This window comes from Vreelandella mediterranea (genome assembly GCF_970647075.1).
In genome coordinates, this window is record NZ_OZ310198.1 from 277,264 (window position 1) to 295,412 (window position 18,149).

At 62.0% G+C, this 18,149-nt stretch carries 18 protein-coding genes; 16 read left to right on the forward strand and 2 right to left on the reverse strand.

The window, feature by feature from the left end:
* Positions 1-15 precede the first annotated feature (15 nt).
* The 14 genes from ACWFVE_RS01380 (at position 16) to ACWFVE_RS01445 (ending at position 12,800) form a co-directional block, all read left to right on the forward strand.
* Positions 16-393 (forward strand): PepSY domain-containing protein, encoded by a 378-nt coding sequence (locus tag ACWFVE_RS01380; RefSeq protein ID WP_447527507.1) that lies wholly within the window; start codon positions 16-18, stop codon positions 391-393.
* Positions 390-1,064 carry a response regulator transcription factor gene (locus ACWFVE_RS01385; protein WP_447527508.1) on the forward strand — a complete coding sequence of 225 codons (675 nt, stop codon included), beginning with the start codon at positions 390-392 and terminating at the stop codon, positions 1,062-1,064. The genes ACWFVE_RS01380 and ACWFVE_RS01385 overlap by 4 nt, the downstream gene beginning before the upstream one ends.
* Positions 1,054-2,439, forward strand: a complete 1,386-nt coding sequence (locus tag ACWFVE_RS01390) for a sensor histidine kinase (RefSeq protein WP_447527509.1) — start codon at positions 1,054-1,056, stop codon at positions 2,437-2,439. Before ACWFVE_RS01385 ends, ACWFVE_RS01390 begins: the two co-directional genes overlap by 11 nt.
* Before the next feature lie 130 nt (positions 2,440-2,569).
* Positions 2,570-4,333 (forward strand): bifunctional diguanylate cyclase/phosphodiesterase, encoded by a 1,764-nt coding sequence (locus tag ACWFVE_RS01395; protein WP_447527510.1) that lies wholly within the window; start codon positions 2,570-2,572, stop codon positions 4,331-4,333.
* A 79-nt stretch (positions 4,334-4,412) separates the two neighbouring features.
* Positions 4,413-5,378, forward strand: a complete 966-nt coding sequence (phnD, locus tag ACWFVE_RS01400) for a phosphate/phosphite/phosphonate ABC transporter substrate-binding protein (protein WP_447527511.1) — start codon at positions 4,413-4,415, stop codon at positions 5,376-5,378.
* Between the two features lie 73 nt (positions 5,379-5,451).
* Entirely contained in the window at positions 5,452-6,324 is an 873-nt protein-coding gene (phnC, locus tag ACWFVE_RS01405; RefSeq protein WP_447527512.1) for a phosphonate ABC transporter ATP-binding protein, read from the forward strand.
* Positions 6,321-7,148, forward strand: coding sequence for a phosphonate ABC transporter, permease protein PhnE (gene phnE / locus ACWFVE_RS01410; protein WP_447527513.1), 828 nt, complete (start codon positions 6,321-6,323; stop codon positions 7,146-7,148). Before phnC ends, phnE (ACWFVE_RS01410) begins: the two co-directional genes overlap by 4 nt.
* Before the next feature lie 9 nt (positions 7,149-7,157).
* A complete protein-coding gene (gene phnE, locus ACWFVE_RS01415; protein ID WP_447527514.1) occupies positions 7,158-7,973 on the forward strand; it encodes a phosphonate ABC transporter, permease protein PhnE in 816 nt (271 codons plus the stop codon).
* An 83-nt stretch (positions 7,974-8,056) separates the two neighbouring features.
* Positions 8,057-8,572 carry a C40 family peptidase gene (locus tag ACWFVE_RS01420; protein ID WP_447527515.1) on the forward strand — a complete coding sequence of 172 codons (516 nt, stop codon included), beginning with the start codon at positions 8,057-8,059 and terminating at the stop codon, positions 8,570-8,572.
* A gap of 329 nt (positions 8,573-8,901) precedes the next feature.
* Entirely contained in the window at positions 8,902-10,680 is a 1,779-nt protein-coding gene (locus tag ACWFVE_RS01425; RefSeq protein ID WP_447527516.1) for a putative bifunctional diguanylate cyclase/phosphodiesterase, read from the forward strand.
* Positions 10,681-10,723: 43 nt separating this feature from the next.
* The gene (locus ACWFVE_RS01430; protein ID WP_447530485.1) at positions 10,724-10,948 is read left to right on the forward strand and encodes a DUF2835 family protein; all 225 of its coding nucleotides are present in this window, start codon (positions 10,724-10,726) and stop codon (positions 10,946-10,948) included.
* Positions 10,949-10,954: 6 nt separating this feature from the next.
* Complete coding sequence (locus ACWFVE_RS01435; protein ID WP_447527517.1) at positions 10,955-11,335, forward strand: hypothetical protein; 381 nt, start codon at positions 10,955-10,957, stop codon at positions 11,333-11,335.
* Positions 11,336-11,462: 127 nt separating this feature from the next.
* Positions 11,463-12,053, forward strand: coding sequence for an antibiotic biosynthesis monooxygenase (locus ACWFVE_RS01440; RefSeq protein WP_447527518.1), 591 nt, complete (start codon positions 11,463-11,465; stop codon positions 12,051-12,053).
* Positions 12,054-12,128: 75 nt separating this feature from the next.
* Positions 12,129-12,800, forward strand: a complete 672-nt coding sequence (locus ACWFVE_RS01445) for a glutathione S-transferase (RefSeq protein ID WP_447527519.1) — start codon at positions 12,129-12,131, stop codon at positions 12,798-12,800.
* Positions 12,801-12,841: 41 nt separating this feature from the next.
* Here ACWFVE_RS01445 and nhaD read toward each other — a convergent pair whose 3' ends face one another.
* On the reverse strand, positions 12,842-14,320 hold the full coding sequence (gene nhaD / locus ACWFVE_RS01450) for a sodium:proton antiporter NhaD (protein WP_447527520.1): 1,479 nt from the start codon (positions 14,318-14,320) through the stop codon (positions 12,842-12,844).
* A 417-nt stretch (positions 14,321-14,737) separates the two neighbouring features.
* Here nhaD and ACWFVE_RS01455 point away from each other — a divergent pair, with 417 nt between their 5' ends.
* A complete protein-coding gene (locus ACWFVE_RS01455; RefSeq protein WP_447527521.1) occupies positions 14,738-15,715 on the forward strand; it encodes a TAXI family TRAP transporter solute-binding subunit in 978 nt (325 codons plus the stop codon).
* A gap of 73 nt (positions 15,716-15,788) precedes the next feature.
* The gene (locus ACWFVE_RS01460; protein WP_447527522.1) at positions 15,789-17,579 is read left to right on the forward strand and encodes a TRAP transporter permease; all 1,791 of its coding nucleotides are present in this window, start codon (positions 15,789-15,791) and stop codon (positions 17,577-17,579) included.
* Here ACWFVE_RS01460 and ACWFVE_RS01465 read toward each other — a convergent pair.
* A complete protein-coding gene (locus tag ACWFVE_RS01465; protein ID WP_447527523.1) occupies positions 17,550-18,116 on the reverse strand; it encodes a hypothetical protein in 567 nt (188 codons plus the stop codon). The two genes, ACWFVE_RS01460 and ACWFVE_RS01465, sit on opposite strands and share 30 nt — an antisense overlap.
* Positions 18,117-18,149 lie beyond the last annotated feature (33 nt).

Sequence of the window (18,149 nt, forward strand, 5' to 3'; positions counted from 1 at the left end):
TGGCATGCTGACACCATGAAAACGCTTTTAACGCCTCATTCATCGCGCATCAAGCGCCGCTGGCCCTTGGCCGTGGCGCTGGCGGCGTGGCTTGGTGTTCAAAGCGTGGGGGCGGACCCGCAGTGGGAGGGGTTGCATGACCAGGTGCGCTCGGGCGAGGCGGTGAGCCTGGAGTCGCTTCTGGACTGGCTGGAAGCGCGCTACCTGGGCGAGGTCATCGAGGTCGAGATGGAGCGCGACGACGGCGACATCGAGTACGAGATCAAGATGCTCGGCCCCCAGGGGCAGGTCGTCGAGTTCGAGTTCGACGGGCGCAGCGGCAAGCTCATGAAAATCGAAGGCGTGCGCATCAACGAGATGCAGCGCGAAAGCGTCGAGGGTGGCGGGCCATGAAGTGTTTATTGGTAGAAGATGACCAGGCGCTGGCCTTTGAGCTCGGCCAGGCGCTAAAAGAGGGCGATTGGCTGGTGGAGCATGCCGCCACCGGCCAAAAAGCGGATTTTTTGGTGCGCGTCGAGGCGTATGACGCGCTGATTCTGGACGTCGGCCTGCCCGACGGCGACGGCACGCGCTGGCTAAGCGCCTGGCGCGACGACGGTATCGACCTGCCCGTGCTGATTCTCACCGCCCGGGAGCGCTGGGCGGACAAGGCCGCGGGGTTTACGGCCGGCGCCGACGATTATGTGACGAAACCTTTTGAACCCGCCGAGGTACTCTTTCGCCTGCGCGCGATCGTCCGCCGCACCCACGGCTACGCGCACCCGGTGATCAAGGTGGGCGAACTCCACCTGGATACTCACACCCAGCACGTGACGCTTGCCGGGCGCCCGGTCAGCCTGACCGCCCAGGAGACGCGCCTGCTGAGCTATTTGATGCACGCCGCCCCGCGGGTGGTCAGCCGGGGCGAGCTCGCCGAGCACGTCTACGATCGTGACCAGGAGCCGGACTCCAACGTGATCGACGTGCAGATCAGCCGGCTGCGCCGCAAGCTCGGTGGCTGGCGCTTTGCCACGCTTCGAGGCCAAGGCTATCGACTGCTGGCCGAGGCGCCGGATGTCGGCTAACCGTGGCCGGCTTGCCTGGAGCCAACTGCGCAAGCGCTGGTCCCACCGCTCGATCGCCACGCGGCTGCTGCTCGCCGCACTCGTCATCATTGCGCTGGCGCTGCCGCTTTCCGGGACGTGGCTTGCGCATTATTACCGTACCGCCGCCATAACCGCCTTTGACGAGCGCCTAAAAGCGACGCTGAACGTGGTAATCGCCGGGGTGGCGTTCGACGCCGCAAGCGATACCCTGCGCTATCCAAGCGCGCTGGGCGATCCCCGCTTCGATCAGGTGTTTTCCGGCTGGTACTGGCAGATCACCGACCAAAACACGCACCATCTTGCCTCGCGCTCGCTTTGGGACCAGCGCCTGCCGGTGACCGACAGCCGCCGGATAAGCGCGCGAAGCCTAAAAGGCCCCCGCGGCCAGCCGCTACGCGTGCTCGAGCGCGATATTTATCTGGCCCCGCTAGATACGCCGCTGCACGTCAGCGTGGCCGCGGACGAGACCGAGCTGGGAGCGAGCATTGCCCGGTTCCAGCGGCTTTTATGGCTGGGGCTTTTGACGCTCGGCGCGCTCTTGATGGGCGTGTTGGCGTTACAGGTGCGCTGGGGCCTGGCGCCGCTTCGGCGCATGAACGCCAACCTTCGCGAAGTGGAAAAGGGCACCGCGGAGCGTATGGATACGCAACTGCCCGAGGAGCTGGCAACGCTTGCCGGGTCGATGAACGCGGTGCTCGTGCGCGATCAGCGGCTGATCGAGCGTGGCCGCCACACGGCGGGTAACCTGGCCCACGCGCTAAAAACGCCGCTGAGCGTGATGCGCCTGCAACTAAAGCATTTGCCCGGCGAACACAGCGAGCGGCTGGATACCGAGCTTTCGCGCATCGATAGCGCCGTACGCCACCACCTGGCCCGCGCCTCGGCGGCCGGCGAGGGCCTGCACCTGGCGCCCATCGCCCTCGACGAGGCCCTTTCCGGGCTGATCGAGGGCCTCTCCCGCCTGGCCCGCCGCCGCCAGGTCGCGCTCAGCGCCGATTGGCAAGCGCGGCCGAAGGTCCGTATGGACCGCCAGGATATTCAGGAAATCGTCGGTAACCTCCTGGATAACGCGCTGCGCTGGGCGCAAAGCGAGGTTACGCTCCACGTGGACGCCCAAGACGAGACGCTATTGATGAGCGTTAGCGACAACGGCCCCGGCATGAGCGAGGCGCAGTGTCAGGCCGCGCTTGCCCGGGGCACGCGGCTGGACGAACAGCGCTCGAACAGCGGCCTGGGGCTCGCCATCGTCGTGGACCTGGTGGCGCTTTACCACGGCACGCTGCACCTTACGCGGGCCGAAGCCGGCGGGGTCTACGTGGCCATCGAACTCCCCGTGGTGGCCCCGGGTGCATGACGCCACGCGACACCGGGTGTCATAAAAGCGTCATCAAAATATCTCAATCTTTTTGGATCGAACCTCCCCCCGGCACTCAGGACGCTGTAGTCAGTTTTTGGCTGACGGCGTTTGCAAAGGCACCCGACACATGACTGCTCAAGACACTCAATGGCTTAACCACATTCTTGAAAACGAGGACTTGACCATTGTGTTCCAGCCCATCGTGGATGCCAGCCAGCAGGCGATATTCGGCTACGAAGCGTTAGCGCGCGGGCCCGAAAACTCGCCGCTCTACTCGCCGCTGCGCCTTTTCGACGTGGCGATGCAGGCGGGGCATTTGGTCGAGCTGGATCTTTTGTGCCGGCGCCTGGCTATTCGCCGTTTTGCCGAGCTTGGACTGCCCGGGTTCTTGTTTCTCAACGTGATGCCGCTGACCATCGTCGAGCGTGACTTCGAAGAGGGGCTGACCCTGGGCTTCGTACGCGAAAGCGGCTTGCCCGCAAAGCGGGTAGTGATCGAGCTGACCGAGCACGTGCCGATTCACGACTATGCCCTGATGCGCCAGGCGGTGGACCACTACCGCGACATGGGCTTTCAGGTCGCCCTCGATGATTTGGGCGCCGGGCACTCGAGTCTTCGCCACTGGGCGGAGCTACGCCCGGATTTCGTCAAGCTCGACCGTCACTTCATTGCCGGCATCGACCAGGAGCCCGCCAAGCGCGAATTTCTGCGCTCGATTCTGGATGTGGCGCGAAGCCTCGACTGCCATCTCATTGCCGAAGGCGTGGAGACCGCCGCCGAGCACCTCTGCCTTTGGGAGCTCGACCGGGGGCTTGCGCTGCTGCAGGGGTTTTACTTTGCCCGCCCCAGTATCGATCCGCCGTTTACCCTGAACATGCAACTGCCAGCGCCGGGGCCTGCGAGCGGGTCCGGACGCACCGCCCGGGCCATTTCGCGGACCATCGACACCGTCGGGGCCAGGGATTCGGTGATCACGCTGGCCGAGCGCTTTCGCCACCACCCTTCGCTTCGCTGCGTGGCGGTGGTCGAAGGGGAGATGCCCGTGGCGGTGGTGCGGCGCAGCGCGTTCTTGACCCTGTTCACCAACCCCTATAGCCACGCGCTTTACGCCAAGCGGAAAGTGCTGGAGGTGGCAGATACCAAACCGCTGATCGCCGAGGCGGATACGCCACTCGAAGTGCTCAGCCAGCAGCTCACGGACAGCCGCGATATCGAACAGGAGGATTTCGTGATCGTCGAGGCGGGACGCTACCTGGGGATGGGCAGCATCGTCGATCTATTGCGCGAGATCACTGCCATCCAGGTGCGTCAGGCGCGCCACGCCAACCCACTGACTGGGCTGCCAGGCAATATTTTGATCAACGAAACCCTGGGACACACGCTGGAGAAGGGCGAGCCCTTTGCGGCGGCCTACGTGGATCTGGACAACTTCAAAGCCTTCAACGACGCCTACGGCTACGCCCGGGGCGATCAGGTGATCATTGCGCTTTCGCGCCTTTTACAGGCCCAGGTAGACAGCGCCGGCGGCTTTATCGGCCATATCGGCGGCGACGATTTCATGATGCTGCTGCCGCTGGATCACTGGGAGGGCGTGTGCCGCCAGATCCTCGATTCCTTCGAGGTGATGGCGCCAGGCTTTTTCGACGAGCGCGACCGCCTGCAGGGCGGGGTGCATATTGAAAACCGCCGGGGAGAGGCGGACTTTTTTGCCTTCGTCAGCGTGTCGATCGCGGTCAAGCCGATACTCGATACCACGAGCTGCCGGGCGCTGGAGATCGCCGGGCAGCTTTCGGAACTCAAGCATCAGGCCAAGAAAATCGCCGGTAATAGCCTTTTCGTCGAGCGCCGCGGCGACGGGGCCGCCCCCGCTGTTTACACCGCGGCGTCATAAAGGCGTCATGCAAGTGTCGCAGGGTTGTCACCCGGGCTTGTCAGCATAGCGCTACTTCAAACAACATTTTGGGTGATGTATGTCGACGCTCTCTCTTTCTCGTACTTTGTTAAGCGCTGCGGTCACGGGCGCATTCGCCCTGACCGCGCTCACCGCCACCGCCGATCTTTCATCGCGCTATACCGATAACGACGGTGACATGGTAGCCGACGTACCCGAAGACGCCGCCGAGTGGGTCAACCCGGATACGCTGGTATTTGCCTACACGCCGGTAGAAGATCCGGCGGTGTACGCCGAGGTGTGGGCGGATTTTCTGGATCACCTGAGCGAGGCGACCGGCAAGAACGTGCAGTTTTTCCCGGTACAGTCCAACGCCGCCCAACAGGAGGCGCTGCGCGCCGGACGCCTGCACGTAGCGGGCTTCAATACCGGCGGCGTGCCGGTAGCGGTCAACTGTGGCGGCTTTAGGCCGTTTGCCATGATGGCGGCGGACGACGGAAGCTTCGGCTACGAGATGGAGATCATCACCTATCCGGGCAGCGGTATCGAAGCCGTCGAGGATCTGGCAGGACGCCAGATGGCGTTCACTTCGGAAACCTCTAACTCCGGCTTTCGCGCGCCTTCGGCGCTTTTGCGCTCGGAATACGGCATGGAAGCCGGCGAAGACTTCGAAACCGCGTTCTCCGGCTCCCACGACAACTCCATTCTGGGCGTGGTCAACGAAGATTACGACGCCGCCGCCATCGCCAACTCCGTCGCCACGCGGATGCTGGCCCGGGGCGTGGTCAACGAAGGCGATTACGAGGTGATTTATACCTCGGAAACCTTCCCCACCACCGGCTACGGCCTCGCCCATAATTTGGACCCGGAGCTCGCCGAGCAGATTCAGGACGCGTTTTTCAGCTATGATTGGGAAGGCACGGCACTGGAAGAAGAGTTCGCCAACTCCGGTGAAGCGCAGTTCATTCCCATCACCTATGAAGAAGACTGGTCGGTCATTCGTACCATCGCCGACGCCAACGATGTGACCTACGACTGCGACTAAGCGCTGACGCACCACGAACGCCGGCCGAAAGGGCATCCTTTCGGCCGGCTTGCTATCCAGAGGAGGTGTTTCAATGCTTACCCTAACCGGCGTTGGCAAACGCTATCCCACCGGGGATCATGCCCTGACCGATATCGAGCTTTCGCTGCCCAAAGGGCAAGTCATGGCGTTGATCGGCCCCTCCGGGGCGGGTAAAAGCACCCTGATTCGCTGTGTGAACCGCCTGGTCGAGCCGACCCAAGGCAGCATTCGGCTGGACGAACTCGAACTGACCGGGCTTTCCGGGCGTGCGCTGCGCCGCGCGCGGCGCTCCATGGGTATGATCTTTCAGGAGTACGCGCTGATCGACCGGCTCACGGTGATGGAGAACGTGCTCTCTGGGCGGTTGGGCTACGTCGGTTTTTGGCGCAGTTTTTTGCGCCGCTACCCCGAGGACGCCGTGGCTGAGGCGTTTCGCCTGCTGGAGCGGGTGGGGCTCGAGCACGCTATCGACAAGCGCGCCGACGCGCTCTCCGGCGGCCAGCGCCAGCGCGTGGGCATTGCCCGGGCGCTACTGCAAAGCCCAAGCCTTCTGCTGGTGGATGAGCCCACGGCGAGCCTCGACCCGAAAACCTCGCGTCAGATCATGCGCTTGATTCGCGAGCTCTGCGCCGAGCGCGGCCTGGCCGCGATCATCAATATCCACGATGTGGCGCTGGCCCAGCAGTTCGCCGACCGCATCGTGGGGCTCAACGCGGGACGGACCGTCTTCGACGGCTCTCCGAGCGAGCTGACCGGCGATATCCTGACTACCATCTACGGGGAGGAGGAGTGGGACACCCGCGCCGAACCCGCCGAGGAGGCGGACGGCCCAACCCTTGAGGAGAGCACGCGGCCCATGGGGCGTGGCGATTCTGCTCGAAGGTCCCAACCGTTTCCGGCGGTCGCCGGCGAGGGCGGGCGATGAGTGCCGGAAACGCCCAGGCGCGTCAGCGGGCAGCCCGCGCCGGCCAGTGGCGGCGGCGGCCGTTTATCGAGAGCCCGCGGCTTCGTTGGGGCATTCTGCTCGGCCTCTGCGTTTATCTGGTGCTGGCGCTGGCCTCCGTCGAGGTGAACTGGGCGCGGGTCGCCGAAGGCGCCGGGCGGGCGGTCAATTTCCTGGCGGCGTTCACGCAGCCGGATTTCGTTAGCCGCCAAAACGATATCATCGCGGGCCTTTTGGAAAGCTTGACCATGACGCTCACCTCCACGGTGATCGGTGTGCTGCTGGCCATCCCCGTAGGGCTCGGGGCGGCGCGTAATATCGCACCGCTGCCGGTGTACGCGCTGTGCCGCGCGATCATTGCCATCTCGCGCACCTTTCAGGAAATCATCATCGCTATCCTGTTCGTGGTGATGTTCGGCTTCGGGCCGCTGGCGGGCATGATCACCCTGGCGTTTGCCACCATCGGCTTCATGGCCAAGCTTCTCGCCGAAGATATCGAGGATCTCGACGCGCGCCAGGTCGAGGCGGTGCGCGCCACCGGCGCCGGCTGGTGGCAGGTGATGAACCACGCCGTGCAGCCCCAGGTGATGCCGCGTCTGATCGGGCTCTCCATGTACCGGCTGGATATCAACTTTCGCGAGTCCGCGGTGATCGGCATCGTCGGCGCCGGCGGTATCGGGGCGACACTAAACACCTCGCTGAGCCGCTACGAGTACAGCACGTCCGCGGCTATCTTGCTGATCATCATCGCGATCGTGCTGCTGAGCGAATACGCCTCCAGCCACGTCCGCCGCTTTACTCAATAGGAGCCCGCGATGCCCGTTTCAACCTCCGCTACCGGCGTGCCGCTTTGGCAGCGGCGCACGTCTCGCGCTCAGTGGCTGCGTTTCGGTGGCTGGCTTTTTGGGGCAAGTCTCTTTTTGCTCTGCTGGAAAGTGATTTCCGACAACACCATGTGGGTGTTCGCCCTGGACGCCGGGCGCCAGGGGAGCGATCTGATCAGCCGGATGCTGCCGCCCAAGTGGGAATACGCCGCAAGGCTCTGGCAGCCCATGTGGGACACCATCAACATCGCGACCCTGGGCACGGCGCTGGGCATTTTAATGGCTTTTCCCGTGGCGTTTCTGGCCGCGCGTAATACCACGCCGCACCCGCTGGTGCGAAGTGCGGCGCTGACGGTCATCGTCTCGTCGCGCTCGATCAACTCGTTGATCTGGGCGATGCTGTTGGTCACCATCGTCGGCCCCGGCGTGCTGGCGGGCATCATCGCCATCGCGCTGCGCTCCATCGGCTTCGTGGGCAAGCTTTTGTATGAAGCGATCGAGGAGATCCACCCGACTCCGGTGGAGGCGATCAGCGCCACCGGCGCCAGCCGCCTGCAAGTGATGAACTACGCCGTGTTGCCCCAGGTCATGCCCGCTTTTGCAGGCATCAGCGTGTATCGCTGGGATATCAATATCCGCGAATCGACGGTGCTGGGACTAGTGGGTGCGGGCGGTATCGGCCTTCAGTTGAACGCCTCGATCAACAGCCTCGCCTGGAGCCAAGTCAGCGTGATCTTTGTCATGATTTTTGCCACGGTGCTGGTGTCCGAGTGGGTTTCGGCGCGGGTGCGCCACGCCATGATTTGACGCGCCAGGCGCAGGATCCAGTGGCGGGGGGCCGCGGCTTGGGCCATGATGAAGGCATCCCACTTCAATTGGCTGAGTGCTCCATGTCGACCACTTTGTTTTCGTTTGCCTCGTTCTACGTCCCTGGTCTTCGCCGTCTGGGGCCGCTTTTGGCCCTTTTTCTACTGGCCGGGTGCGCCAGTAAAGAGATCGCCACCGCGCCGGGAACCGGCCCCGGCACCATGGCGGGTGTCTCGATGGAGCGCGCGCTTATCCTCTCCCACGCCCAGCAGGCGATCGGTACCCCCTACCGCTTTGGCGGCAACTCCCCCAAGGGGCTCGACTGCTCGGGGCTGGTCGAGATGACCTATCGCGCCGCCGGTTTGCGCGTGCCCCGCACCGCCGACGCGCAGTACCGCGCGCTACCCAACACGGAAACGCCGCGCCCGGGGGACCTGCTGTTTTTTGGCAGCGGCTCCAAGGCGACCCACGTCGGAATTTACCGGGGTAACCGTCAGATGATTCACGCCCCGGGCTCCGGGCGTCACGTGGTGAGCGTGCCGCTGGATATCGACTACTGGGAACAGCGCTATTTAGGCGCCGCCGCCCTGGCGCCTTGAGCGGATAAGTAAACCTCGTACGTTTAATGCAAGCACGTCGGGAAAGTGTTAATAGTGTTATCCTGGACGAAATGAGAATTACCCTGATGCGGGTATGAGGGTTTTAATACCGTAACGCCGGGCGCGACCAGGTTTAGAGGTTCAGGGAGCCGTGGCCCGGCCACTCGATGGTTCGTTCGAGTGACGAACAGTATGAGCTACGCGTGTCAGTCACGCGTGTCAGCAAAGGTGGTCAAGCAAGCGGTATCAGTGACCGGTGTGTCGATTGTATAAGAGAGTAAGACGGGCGCCATAAAGCCTGCTGCTCGATCTGCTTAAGGAGCAGTTCATTGACCCCACAAAAAACCGATATTGCGCCGTCTTTAGGCCCCGGTGCACCGCTGTCGGTCATTGACGTCGGCGGCTCTTTCTCGCCCAGCGAGGCCGCGTTCGGCTACGCCAACGAAGCCATTATCATTACCGATGCCGACAATCTGGTGCTCGACGTCAATCCAGCGTTTTGCGAGCTGACCGGGCTTACACGGGAACAGGCGATGGGTAAGTCGCCCCAGTCGTTCAGTATTCTGGCGCTGGAAGATAGCCACGAATCGCGGCTGGTACGCGAGGAAGCGCAGTTTCGTGATCGCGGCAAGAGCCAGGTCAGCTACAAAAGCCACGATGGCAAATTCTATCCGGCGATGATGTCGACCAACCGGGTACGCGACGCGCAGGGCGCGGTGGTCTACCACGTCATCGTGCTCTCGGACCTGTCGGCCATCCCGGCCCATGCGCGGCATCTAAACCGTGAGGTCTATTTCGATTCGCTGACCGGCCTGCCTAACCTGCAGCTTTTGACCCAGCTGATCCAGGAATCCATTACCCACGCCGATGCCAGAGGGCTTCCGCTGGCGGTGTGTTCGCTAGACATCGACTACTTCCAAACGATCAACGAGCGTTTGGGGCCGCAGTGCGGCGACACGATTCTCGCCACGTTCTCCCAGCGCGTCAGCCACCTGCTGTTTGGCGATGACGTGCTGGCCCGCGTAGGCGGCGACGAGTTCGTGCTGCTGTTGCACCACGGCGTGGACAAGGCATATTTCGAGGCGCTGCTGGACTCCATTCGTCAGCCGCTGTTGATCGATGGGCAAAGCATCTACCTGACGGTGAGCCTGGGCGTCACCCTTTACCCCGAAGATGATACCCAGGGCGATGTGTTACTGCGCCATGCCAATCAGGCGATGTACCGTGCCAAGCAGCGCGGGCGCAATATCTACCACTTTTTCGACCCTCTCCAGGACCGGCTGCTGCGCGCGCGTCACGAACAGCGCAAGCGCTTCGTCGACGCGCTCAGCCATCAGGAGCTGCGCCTTTACTACCAGCCTCAAATCGATATGCGAAGCGGCGAGGTCATTGGTCTGGAGGCGCTGATTCGATGGCAGCACCCGGAAGATGGGCTGCTGGCGCCGGCGGCCTTTTTACCGGCCATCGAAACCACAAGCCTCGAGGTAGAGCTTGGCGAATGGGTGATCAACGAAGCGCTGCGCCAGCTCTCGGTGTGGCAACACCAAGGGCTGGCGCTGACGGTCAGCGTCAACATCAGCCCGGCTCATCTTCTGGCGAAGGACTTCAGCCAGCGCTTGTCGGCGTGTTTGGCGGCGTATCCCAACGTTTGCCCCCGCTTTTTGAAGCTGGAGGTGCTCGAAAGCGCTGCCATTCACGATATTCAGTCAGCCCTGGTCAACATGACCTGCTGCCAGGCACTGGGGGTCGGGTTTGCGATCGACGACTTCGGCACCGGCTTCTCGTCGCTGACCCACCTTCGCCAGCTGCCGGTGAACCTGATTAAAATCGATCAAAGCTTCGTGCGGGATATGCTCATCGACAACGACGACATGGCGATCGTCGAGAGCGTGATCTATATGGCCAATCGGTTTAAAAAACCGATGTTGGCCGAAGGTGTGGAAACGCTGGCCCACGCCAGCGCGTTGATGGCACTTGGCTGCCACCTGGCCCAGGGCTACGGTATCGCAAAACCCATGGCCGCCGGCCAGGTGCCTGGCTGGATCGAGCAGTGGCCCGAGCGTCTCGATTGGCAAACCCTCAAGCCGTTATCGAAAGGCCTGCGATAAATGTCGAACGATGTTAGTTTGAGTGATTTTTGAAGCCCCGATCATGCCCTCTATCGATGTTATCCTTAACCTGACCCAGCGTGAGTGCCTGGCGCACTACGAAGGGCGCTATAACAATGTACGGGCACGCAGTCTCGATGGCCGCTGGGTCGTGTTTCCCGCTGAAGCGCTTCGTCGCGTAGTGGACCAGGACGGTGTTCACGGCGTTTTTAGGCTGATCTTTACCGAAGAAGGTCGTTTTAGTCGTATCGTTTTTGTTCGAAGGTGATTTTAAATGCACTCCCAAAAGGCAGTAACGACAACCCTCGGGGAGTTGGTGCTTGGCGTTATTCCCAACCTGAACCTCGCGGAAAAACTGGTGTTCAATACGCTCGAAAGTTTGATCGAAAGCGCCAGCGACCCGTTCGAGGTGATAAGGCGTAAAGAGCAAAAAGAGCACTTTACACTGGAGGTGTATCGCTTGCGCCTGGCGCTGGAGGTGTTGTTGGAGCGCCACCGGCGCGATGTGAACGCGCTGCTTGCCGATGAACACCACCCCACGGAGGCACTTTGGCTTTCGGAGGACGAAGAGCTGGCCGTTGCCGAGGCCATTGCCATCTACCAGCGCGTACGGGCTTTTCAGCGCGGTGAGCGCTCGACGCCCATCCACCATTAAATCCCGGGTTTAGACTCCACTGGCACGCATATTGCCTCTATAATGAGACGCTCGCCCAGGGCTTACCCGCCCCGGCGGCTGGCAGCGGCCTACCCGGCAAGCTGCTTCATTGATCAGGAGATAACCCATGTCTGCCTCACCCGTTACCTTGATGGTGGCCCGCCGCGTGGCCGACGGCCGCTATCAGGACTTTAACCGCTGGTTGAACGAAGGCCGTGACCTGGCGGCGGATTTCCCCGGCTACCTGGGCTCCGGCGTATTGGCGCCGCCCAAGGGCGACGACGAGTATCAAATCGTTTTTCGCTTTAGTAGCCACCAAACGCTCAACGCCTGGCAGCATTCGGCCTCGCGGGGCGGCTGGCTCAAGCGGGGCAAGGGGCTTTACGATGCCCCGATCGAACAGCGCGCCACAGGGCTTGGCGCCTGGTTTCAAATGGATGGGGGCGAGCCGCCGCCGCGCTGGAAGCAAGCAGTGGCCGTGTGGCTGGCGTTCTTTCCCATTTCGCTGGTGTTTCAGGCGCTGTTTGGTGCTTTTTTGGCCGATTGGGCGCTGGTGCCCCGTGTGCTGGTCAGCACGCTAGCGCTCACTCCGGTCATGGTGTTTATCTTTATTCCGCTCTCGACCCGACTGCTCCGGCCCTGGCTTCAGGGCAAGTGGCCGCCGCGGGAGATGCTTTCGCGCTGGTGGCAAAGCTACCGCTCCCAGGCCAAGCTGTAATGGATGACGTCTGGCTGGCAAGCCCGGCCAGACGATAGCAGCAGGCAATACCGCCATCGACGACAGGGAAGGGCCATGATCCACGTACACCATCTCGAGAAATCGCGCTCCCACCGGGTTATCTGGCTTTTAGAGCTTTTGGAACTCGAGTACGAGATTCGCGTTTATAAGCGCAACCCCAAAACCCAGCAGGCACCCAAAGAGCTCAAGGACGTGCATCCGCTGGGCAAATCGCCGGTGATTACCGACGGCGAGCTGGTCATTGCCGAGTCTGGCGCGATTATCGATTACCTGATCGAGCGCTACGGCAACGGGCGTTTCAAGCCGGATACCGACGCGCTCAATGACTGGGTCGATTATCGTTACTGGCTGCACTACGCCGAAGGCTCCTTGATGCCGCTTCTGCTGATGAGCCTGGTCTTTAGCATGATTCCCAAACAGTCACCGGCCCTGGTGCGGCCCGTGGCCAAGGGCATAAGCTCTACGGTGCGCGAGCGCTTTATCGACCCGCAGCTCGACCAGCACGTGGCGTTCATGGAAGCGCACCTGGCAAAGCACGGCAACTTCGGCGGCCAGTGGCCAAGCGGCGCGGATGTGCAGATGAGCTTTCCCATTCTGGCGCTGAAGGGCACGCGCTCGCTGGAGGCGTATCCGAGCATCGACGCCTACGCCCAACGCATCGAAAGCGACCCGACCTGGCAGCGCGTGATCGAACGCGCCGGGCCTTTGGATATACTCGAGCGTTAGACGATTGCCCCGGCGCCTTGGGAGTGGCGCCGGGGGTAGAGCTAGCTGGCCGGGCCGAAGCTACCCGCGTTGAGCCACAGGTGGACCAGAATACTCGCTACGTAGCCAAGCAGGATCACCGGCGTCCAGCGAAGGTGCCCCATGAAGGTATACGACCCGCGCGCCTGGCCCATCACCGCGACCCCCGCCGCCGAGCCAATCGAAAGCAGGCTGCCCCCGACTCCGGCGGTCAGCGTAATCAATAGCCACTGGCCGTGCGCCATCTCCGGCTGCATGGTCAGCACGGCGAACATCACCGGAATGTTGTCCACCACCGCCGAGACCACGCCGAGCACCACGTTGGCCCAGGTCGGGTTCCAGCCGGTATAGAGCGCCTCGGACAAAAGCCCCAGATAGCCCATGAAGCCAAGGCCCCCCACGCACATCACCACCCCGTAGAAGAACAGCAGCGTGTCCCACTCGGCCCTTGCCACGCGGTTGAAAACATCGAAAGGCACCACGCTACCCAACTGCTCGAGCTTTTTATTGTCGCCCCGGCGGCTGTAACGTTCGCGCTTGCGCGCAAGCGACTTGGGTAAGCTTTTGCGCAGGTAAAAGCCGAAAAACTGCAGGTAGCCAAGACCGGTCATCATGCCCAGCACCGGGGGCAGGTGTAAAAGCGTATGACACAGCACGGCGGTGGTAATGGTGAGCAAAAACAGCGCAACGATACGCCGCGCGCCGCGTTTCAAGGCGACCTCCTCGTAAACGCTGCCCGGCTTTTGGTTCTTGATGAAGGCGCTCATGATCAGCGCGGGAACCAGGAAGTTGACCAGCGCCGGCACGAAGAGAATGAAGAAGTCCTGGAACTCGATGAGCCCGGCCTGCCACACCATGAGCGTGGTGATATCGCCAAAAGGGCTGAACGCGCCACCGGCGTTGGCGGCCACCACGATATTGATACACGCCAGGTTGATGAAACGCCGGTCGCCTTCGGCGACCTTGGTAATGACCGCGCACATCAAAAGCGCGGTGGTCAGGTTGTCGGCAATGGGCGAGAGCACGAAGGCAAGCCCCCCGGTCAACCAAAACAGCGTGCGGTAATTGAACCCTTTACGCAGCATCCAGCAGCGTAGTGCATCGAATATACGGCGCTCTTCCATGGCGTTGATGTAGGTCATGGCCACCAGCAAAAACAGCATTAGCTCGGTAAACTCCAAAAGGGTCATCCGAAACGCGTACTCCGACGCCTCTGATAGCCCGTTTTGAACGTATACCCAGCCAATGAGTCCCCAGATGATGCCCGCGGCGACCAGCACCGGCTTGGATTTGCGCATGTGAATCTTTTCTTCGGCCATGACCAGTGCATAGGCCAGTACGAACACGCCCAGCGCAAAAAAACCCACTATCGAGGTGGTCAGGTCGAGATCGCCGGTCACCGCAAACGCGGAAGGAGCCAAACAAAAAAGCACTAGTGACAACCAAAAAAGCCAGCGGCGAGAGGGTCTCGGCTGGCGTGGGGCTTGATGCAGCGTTAGCATGAGAGCAAGTTCCTGTGAGTTTAAAGAGAGCGAAAAAGTCCTGCCAAGTTTAACAATTGAGCTTTTATCGTAATACGGAATTAAAACGAACGAAGTTTGTATTAAGTTGGTTTAATGCATCTTTTTTTAGTAAATTAACCGTTTCGCTAATAGCCAATATCACCCATAAGTGGCATATCTCTTAATGCTCTTATCCGTTAGTCGAAACGCACTGTAAACGGGTTTCGATAAGCCGCCAGTCGACAAGACCGTATGGCACTATGGTCATGACACCATGGCTCAGCTCAGGCGCTGGCGCGGGGTACGCGCGGGCTGTAGCTGTCTCGAGCGTCAAGTCATGGTATGTTAGCCGCGCCGGCCTCGCGGGCTGGCCATCAAGAGATCTCTATCGAGAGCTGACCCCAACGAGGACACCCCATGCGCCATTTTACTTGCTCACTTCGCCGCGCACTGAGTGTATCGGCCACGTTGCTCGCCTTGAGTGCTTTATCCTTTGCCGCTCAGGCGGAAACCCGGATCACCTATAAATCGTCTTCGGCGGGAACCGCTTATTATCAAATGGGCGTCGAGCTTTCCGAAGCGATCCGCGAAGGTACCCAGGATGACATCATCCTGACGCTCGAGGAGAGCCAGGGCTCGGTACAAAACGTCATGGAAGTGATGGCGCGCCAGGGCAATTATGTGTTCACTACGCCGCCGACGCTCGTCGAGCAGGCGATGGCGGGCGAGGGGCCTTTTGCTCAGCGCCAGGGCCCGCGCCTACAGGAAATTCGCGGCCTTTTCCCGATCCCTTCCATTACCATGCACTTCGTGCTGGCCGACGACCAGGGGACGGCGTCGTTCGACGAGCTGGCGGGTAAGCACGTGTTGATCGGCCGCGGCACCTTTGGCGCCCGGGAAGCGCAGCGCTATTTCGAGCTGTTCGGCCTTGAAAACGACATTCGCGTGGCAGATGCGGCGCTGGGCAGCGGTCCGGATGCGCTTAAAAACGGCCAGATCGATGCCTTCGTGACCGCAAGCTCCTTCCCGACGCCCAACGTGATCGAAATCGCCGCCAGCATGCCGATCACGCTGGTATCGCTTACCGACGAGCAGATCGAGCAAACCGGCGCGACGGCGCAATTGATTCCCGGCGGTACCTATCCCGGCGTGGATGAAGACGTCAACACCACGTCGCTGCCGGTCATGGCCTTTACCACCGAGCAAATGGACGACGACACCGCCTACACGCTGACCAAAACCTTCTGGGAGCGCCGCGACGCCATGGCCGAAGAAGCCGCCTGGTGGGGCAGCATCACCCCGGCGCTTTTAGAAAACCTAACAACGCCGCTGCACCCCGGGGCGCTGCGCTATTACGATGAAGCCGGTATCGACGTGCCCGACGCACTGCGTTAATCCCCTTTATTTTCCTGATACGCACTACAGCGGCTTGGCCGCTGTAGTGCGTTTGTGTTGATAGGCATATCCGATGCAGGCTCTTTCAGAAACGCCCGCGCCCAAGACAAGCCCTTGGGCGAAGGGGTGGGTGGCCCTGGGCGCGACAAGCGTTATTTTTCACCTTGGACTCATTTTTTACGGTTTGGCCCCGGCGCTGGTCAGCCGGCCGCTGCACATGGCGCTTTTGCTGCCCTGGGTGCTGGTATATATGGCACGCACCCGCTTTCAGCGGCTAAGCGGCGGGTTGCTGACGCTTCTGGGTGTGGCGGCGTGTGCCTATATCGCGCTCAACGAGCAGGCGTTGGCTTACCAGTACGGCTTCATCGATACGCCGCTTCAGATGGCCATCGGCGTGTTCTTGATCTTTCTCGCCCTGGAGGCCGCCCGCCGCGCGATTGGCTGGCCGCTGCCGCTGGTAGCGTTGCTGGCGCTGATGTACGGCGTCTTCGGTGAGTACATTCCTGGCACGTTCGGCCACGCAGGGATTCCCTTACCCAGCATGGTGGGCACGCTCACCATCGCCGAAGGCGGTCTTTGGGGATCGCTTACCGGGGTTAGCGTCGGCGTGGTGGCGATCTTCGTCATTTTCGGTGCGGTGCTCAACGCAGGCGAGGCGGGCCGGGGCTTCATGAACCTGGCGGGCGCCCTTGCCGGGCGGCTGACCGGCGGCGGGGCGAAGGTCTCGGTGATCTCCTCGGCGCTGATGGGCTCGATTTCCGGGTCCGCCTCGGCCAACGTGGCTTCGACCGGCGCAATCACCATTCCCTCGATGGTGCGGCTGGGCTACCCGCGTTCGCTGGCCGGCGCGGTCGAAGCGGTGGCGTCTTCCGGCGGGCAGATCATGCCGCCCTTGATGGGGGCCGGCGCCTTCGTCATGGTCGAGCTGACCGGCACACCCTATACCCTGATCATGGCGGCGGCGGCCCTGCCCGCGGTGCTCTATTTTCTGACCGTTTGGGTGGGCATCAACGCCTATGCGACCCGTTACGATCTCAAGCCCGTGGCGGCCAGCGAGCGCCCGGCGGCGAAAGAGGTGCTGATTACCTCGCTGTTTTTCGCGGTGCCCTTCGTGCTGCTTTTGGAGCGTATTTTCAACGGCGGCTATACCCCACAGTACGCGGCAAGTATCGCGATTTTCGCGGGCATGGCGCTGCTTTTGTTCAACGTTCGCTTGCGCTTCTCGCTGGCCGGGTTTGGCCAGCGTTTGAGCGAGGCGGCCCTCACCGCCGGGCGCCAGATCGCCGTGATCGGGTCGATCATCGTCTGCGCCTCGCTGGTGATCGGTGTGCTTTCGCTGACCGGGCTGGGGGTGAAAATCACCTCGGGCATTTTGTCGCTTTCCGGCGATATGCTCTGGCCCGCGCTTTTGCTCACCGCTTTGGCCTGTTTGATTCTGGGTATGGAAGTGCCCACCACCGCCGCCTACGTCATTTGCGTGTCGGTGGCGGGGCCGGCGCTGACCTCACTGGGCCTTTCGCCGCTGCTGGCCCACCTGTTCGTGTTCTGGTTTGCGCTGTTGTCCACGATTACGCCGCCGGTGTGCGGTGGGGTGTTCATCGCTGCGGGCATGGTGGGGGAGAACTGGCTCAAGGTTGCCTTGAAGGCAATGGCGCTGGGTATCGGCCTCTACATCATTCCGCTGGCCATGGTGGCCAACCCAGCTATCATCGGCCTTGCCGTCGACCCCGCCCAGGCGGTGCTCATCGCGTTCAAGGTGGCGGTGGGCCTGGCGCTGATCTCGTTTGGCGTGATCGCCCGGCGCGTGGCCTGGTGGCGGGTGCCGCTGGTACTGTTAGGCGCCGCGGCGATCTTTCTCGTGTAGCCACAGCGGCGAATCCTTTCCAAGCGGGGTGGTTGCGTAGACCACCCAGCTATCCAGCGCCGGGCCTAGTGAGCGCGCAACGCGCAGCGTCTCTGGCGCGTTAAGCGCCACTGCCTCGGCGCAAATGCCCGCCACCTCTTCGCCTTCCAGCAGCGCCTGGGCAACGGCGGCGGTGGTCGGCCATTCCCGTACCTCGGCAAAGGCGCTCAAATCGGTGTAGTAACGAGTAGCCGCTTGAAGCGCCACCCGCGCGGGGCTTTCGACGTCGCGGCGCACCACCAACGCCAGCGGGTGGGAGCCGGCAATGAATGTGTCCACCGGAAAGGCGCGGTGCATGGTGCGGCTCACGCACTCGGCGTGGCTTGCGTGAGCGGTGCATTGCAGCAGGTGGGTAATCTCACCGTTTAAAAGTGCGGTGAAGGCACGCTCGAAGATGTCAAAGTAGACGCTCTGGCCCGCTGGGGCGTGGTGTGCCAGGTAGCGCTGGGCGATCAGCGCGTGGTTGCTGCTCTCTGGTCCTAATGTGCCCAAACGCACGGGCGGCTCCTTTCGTTGGCTGGGGGCGCATCA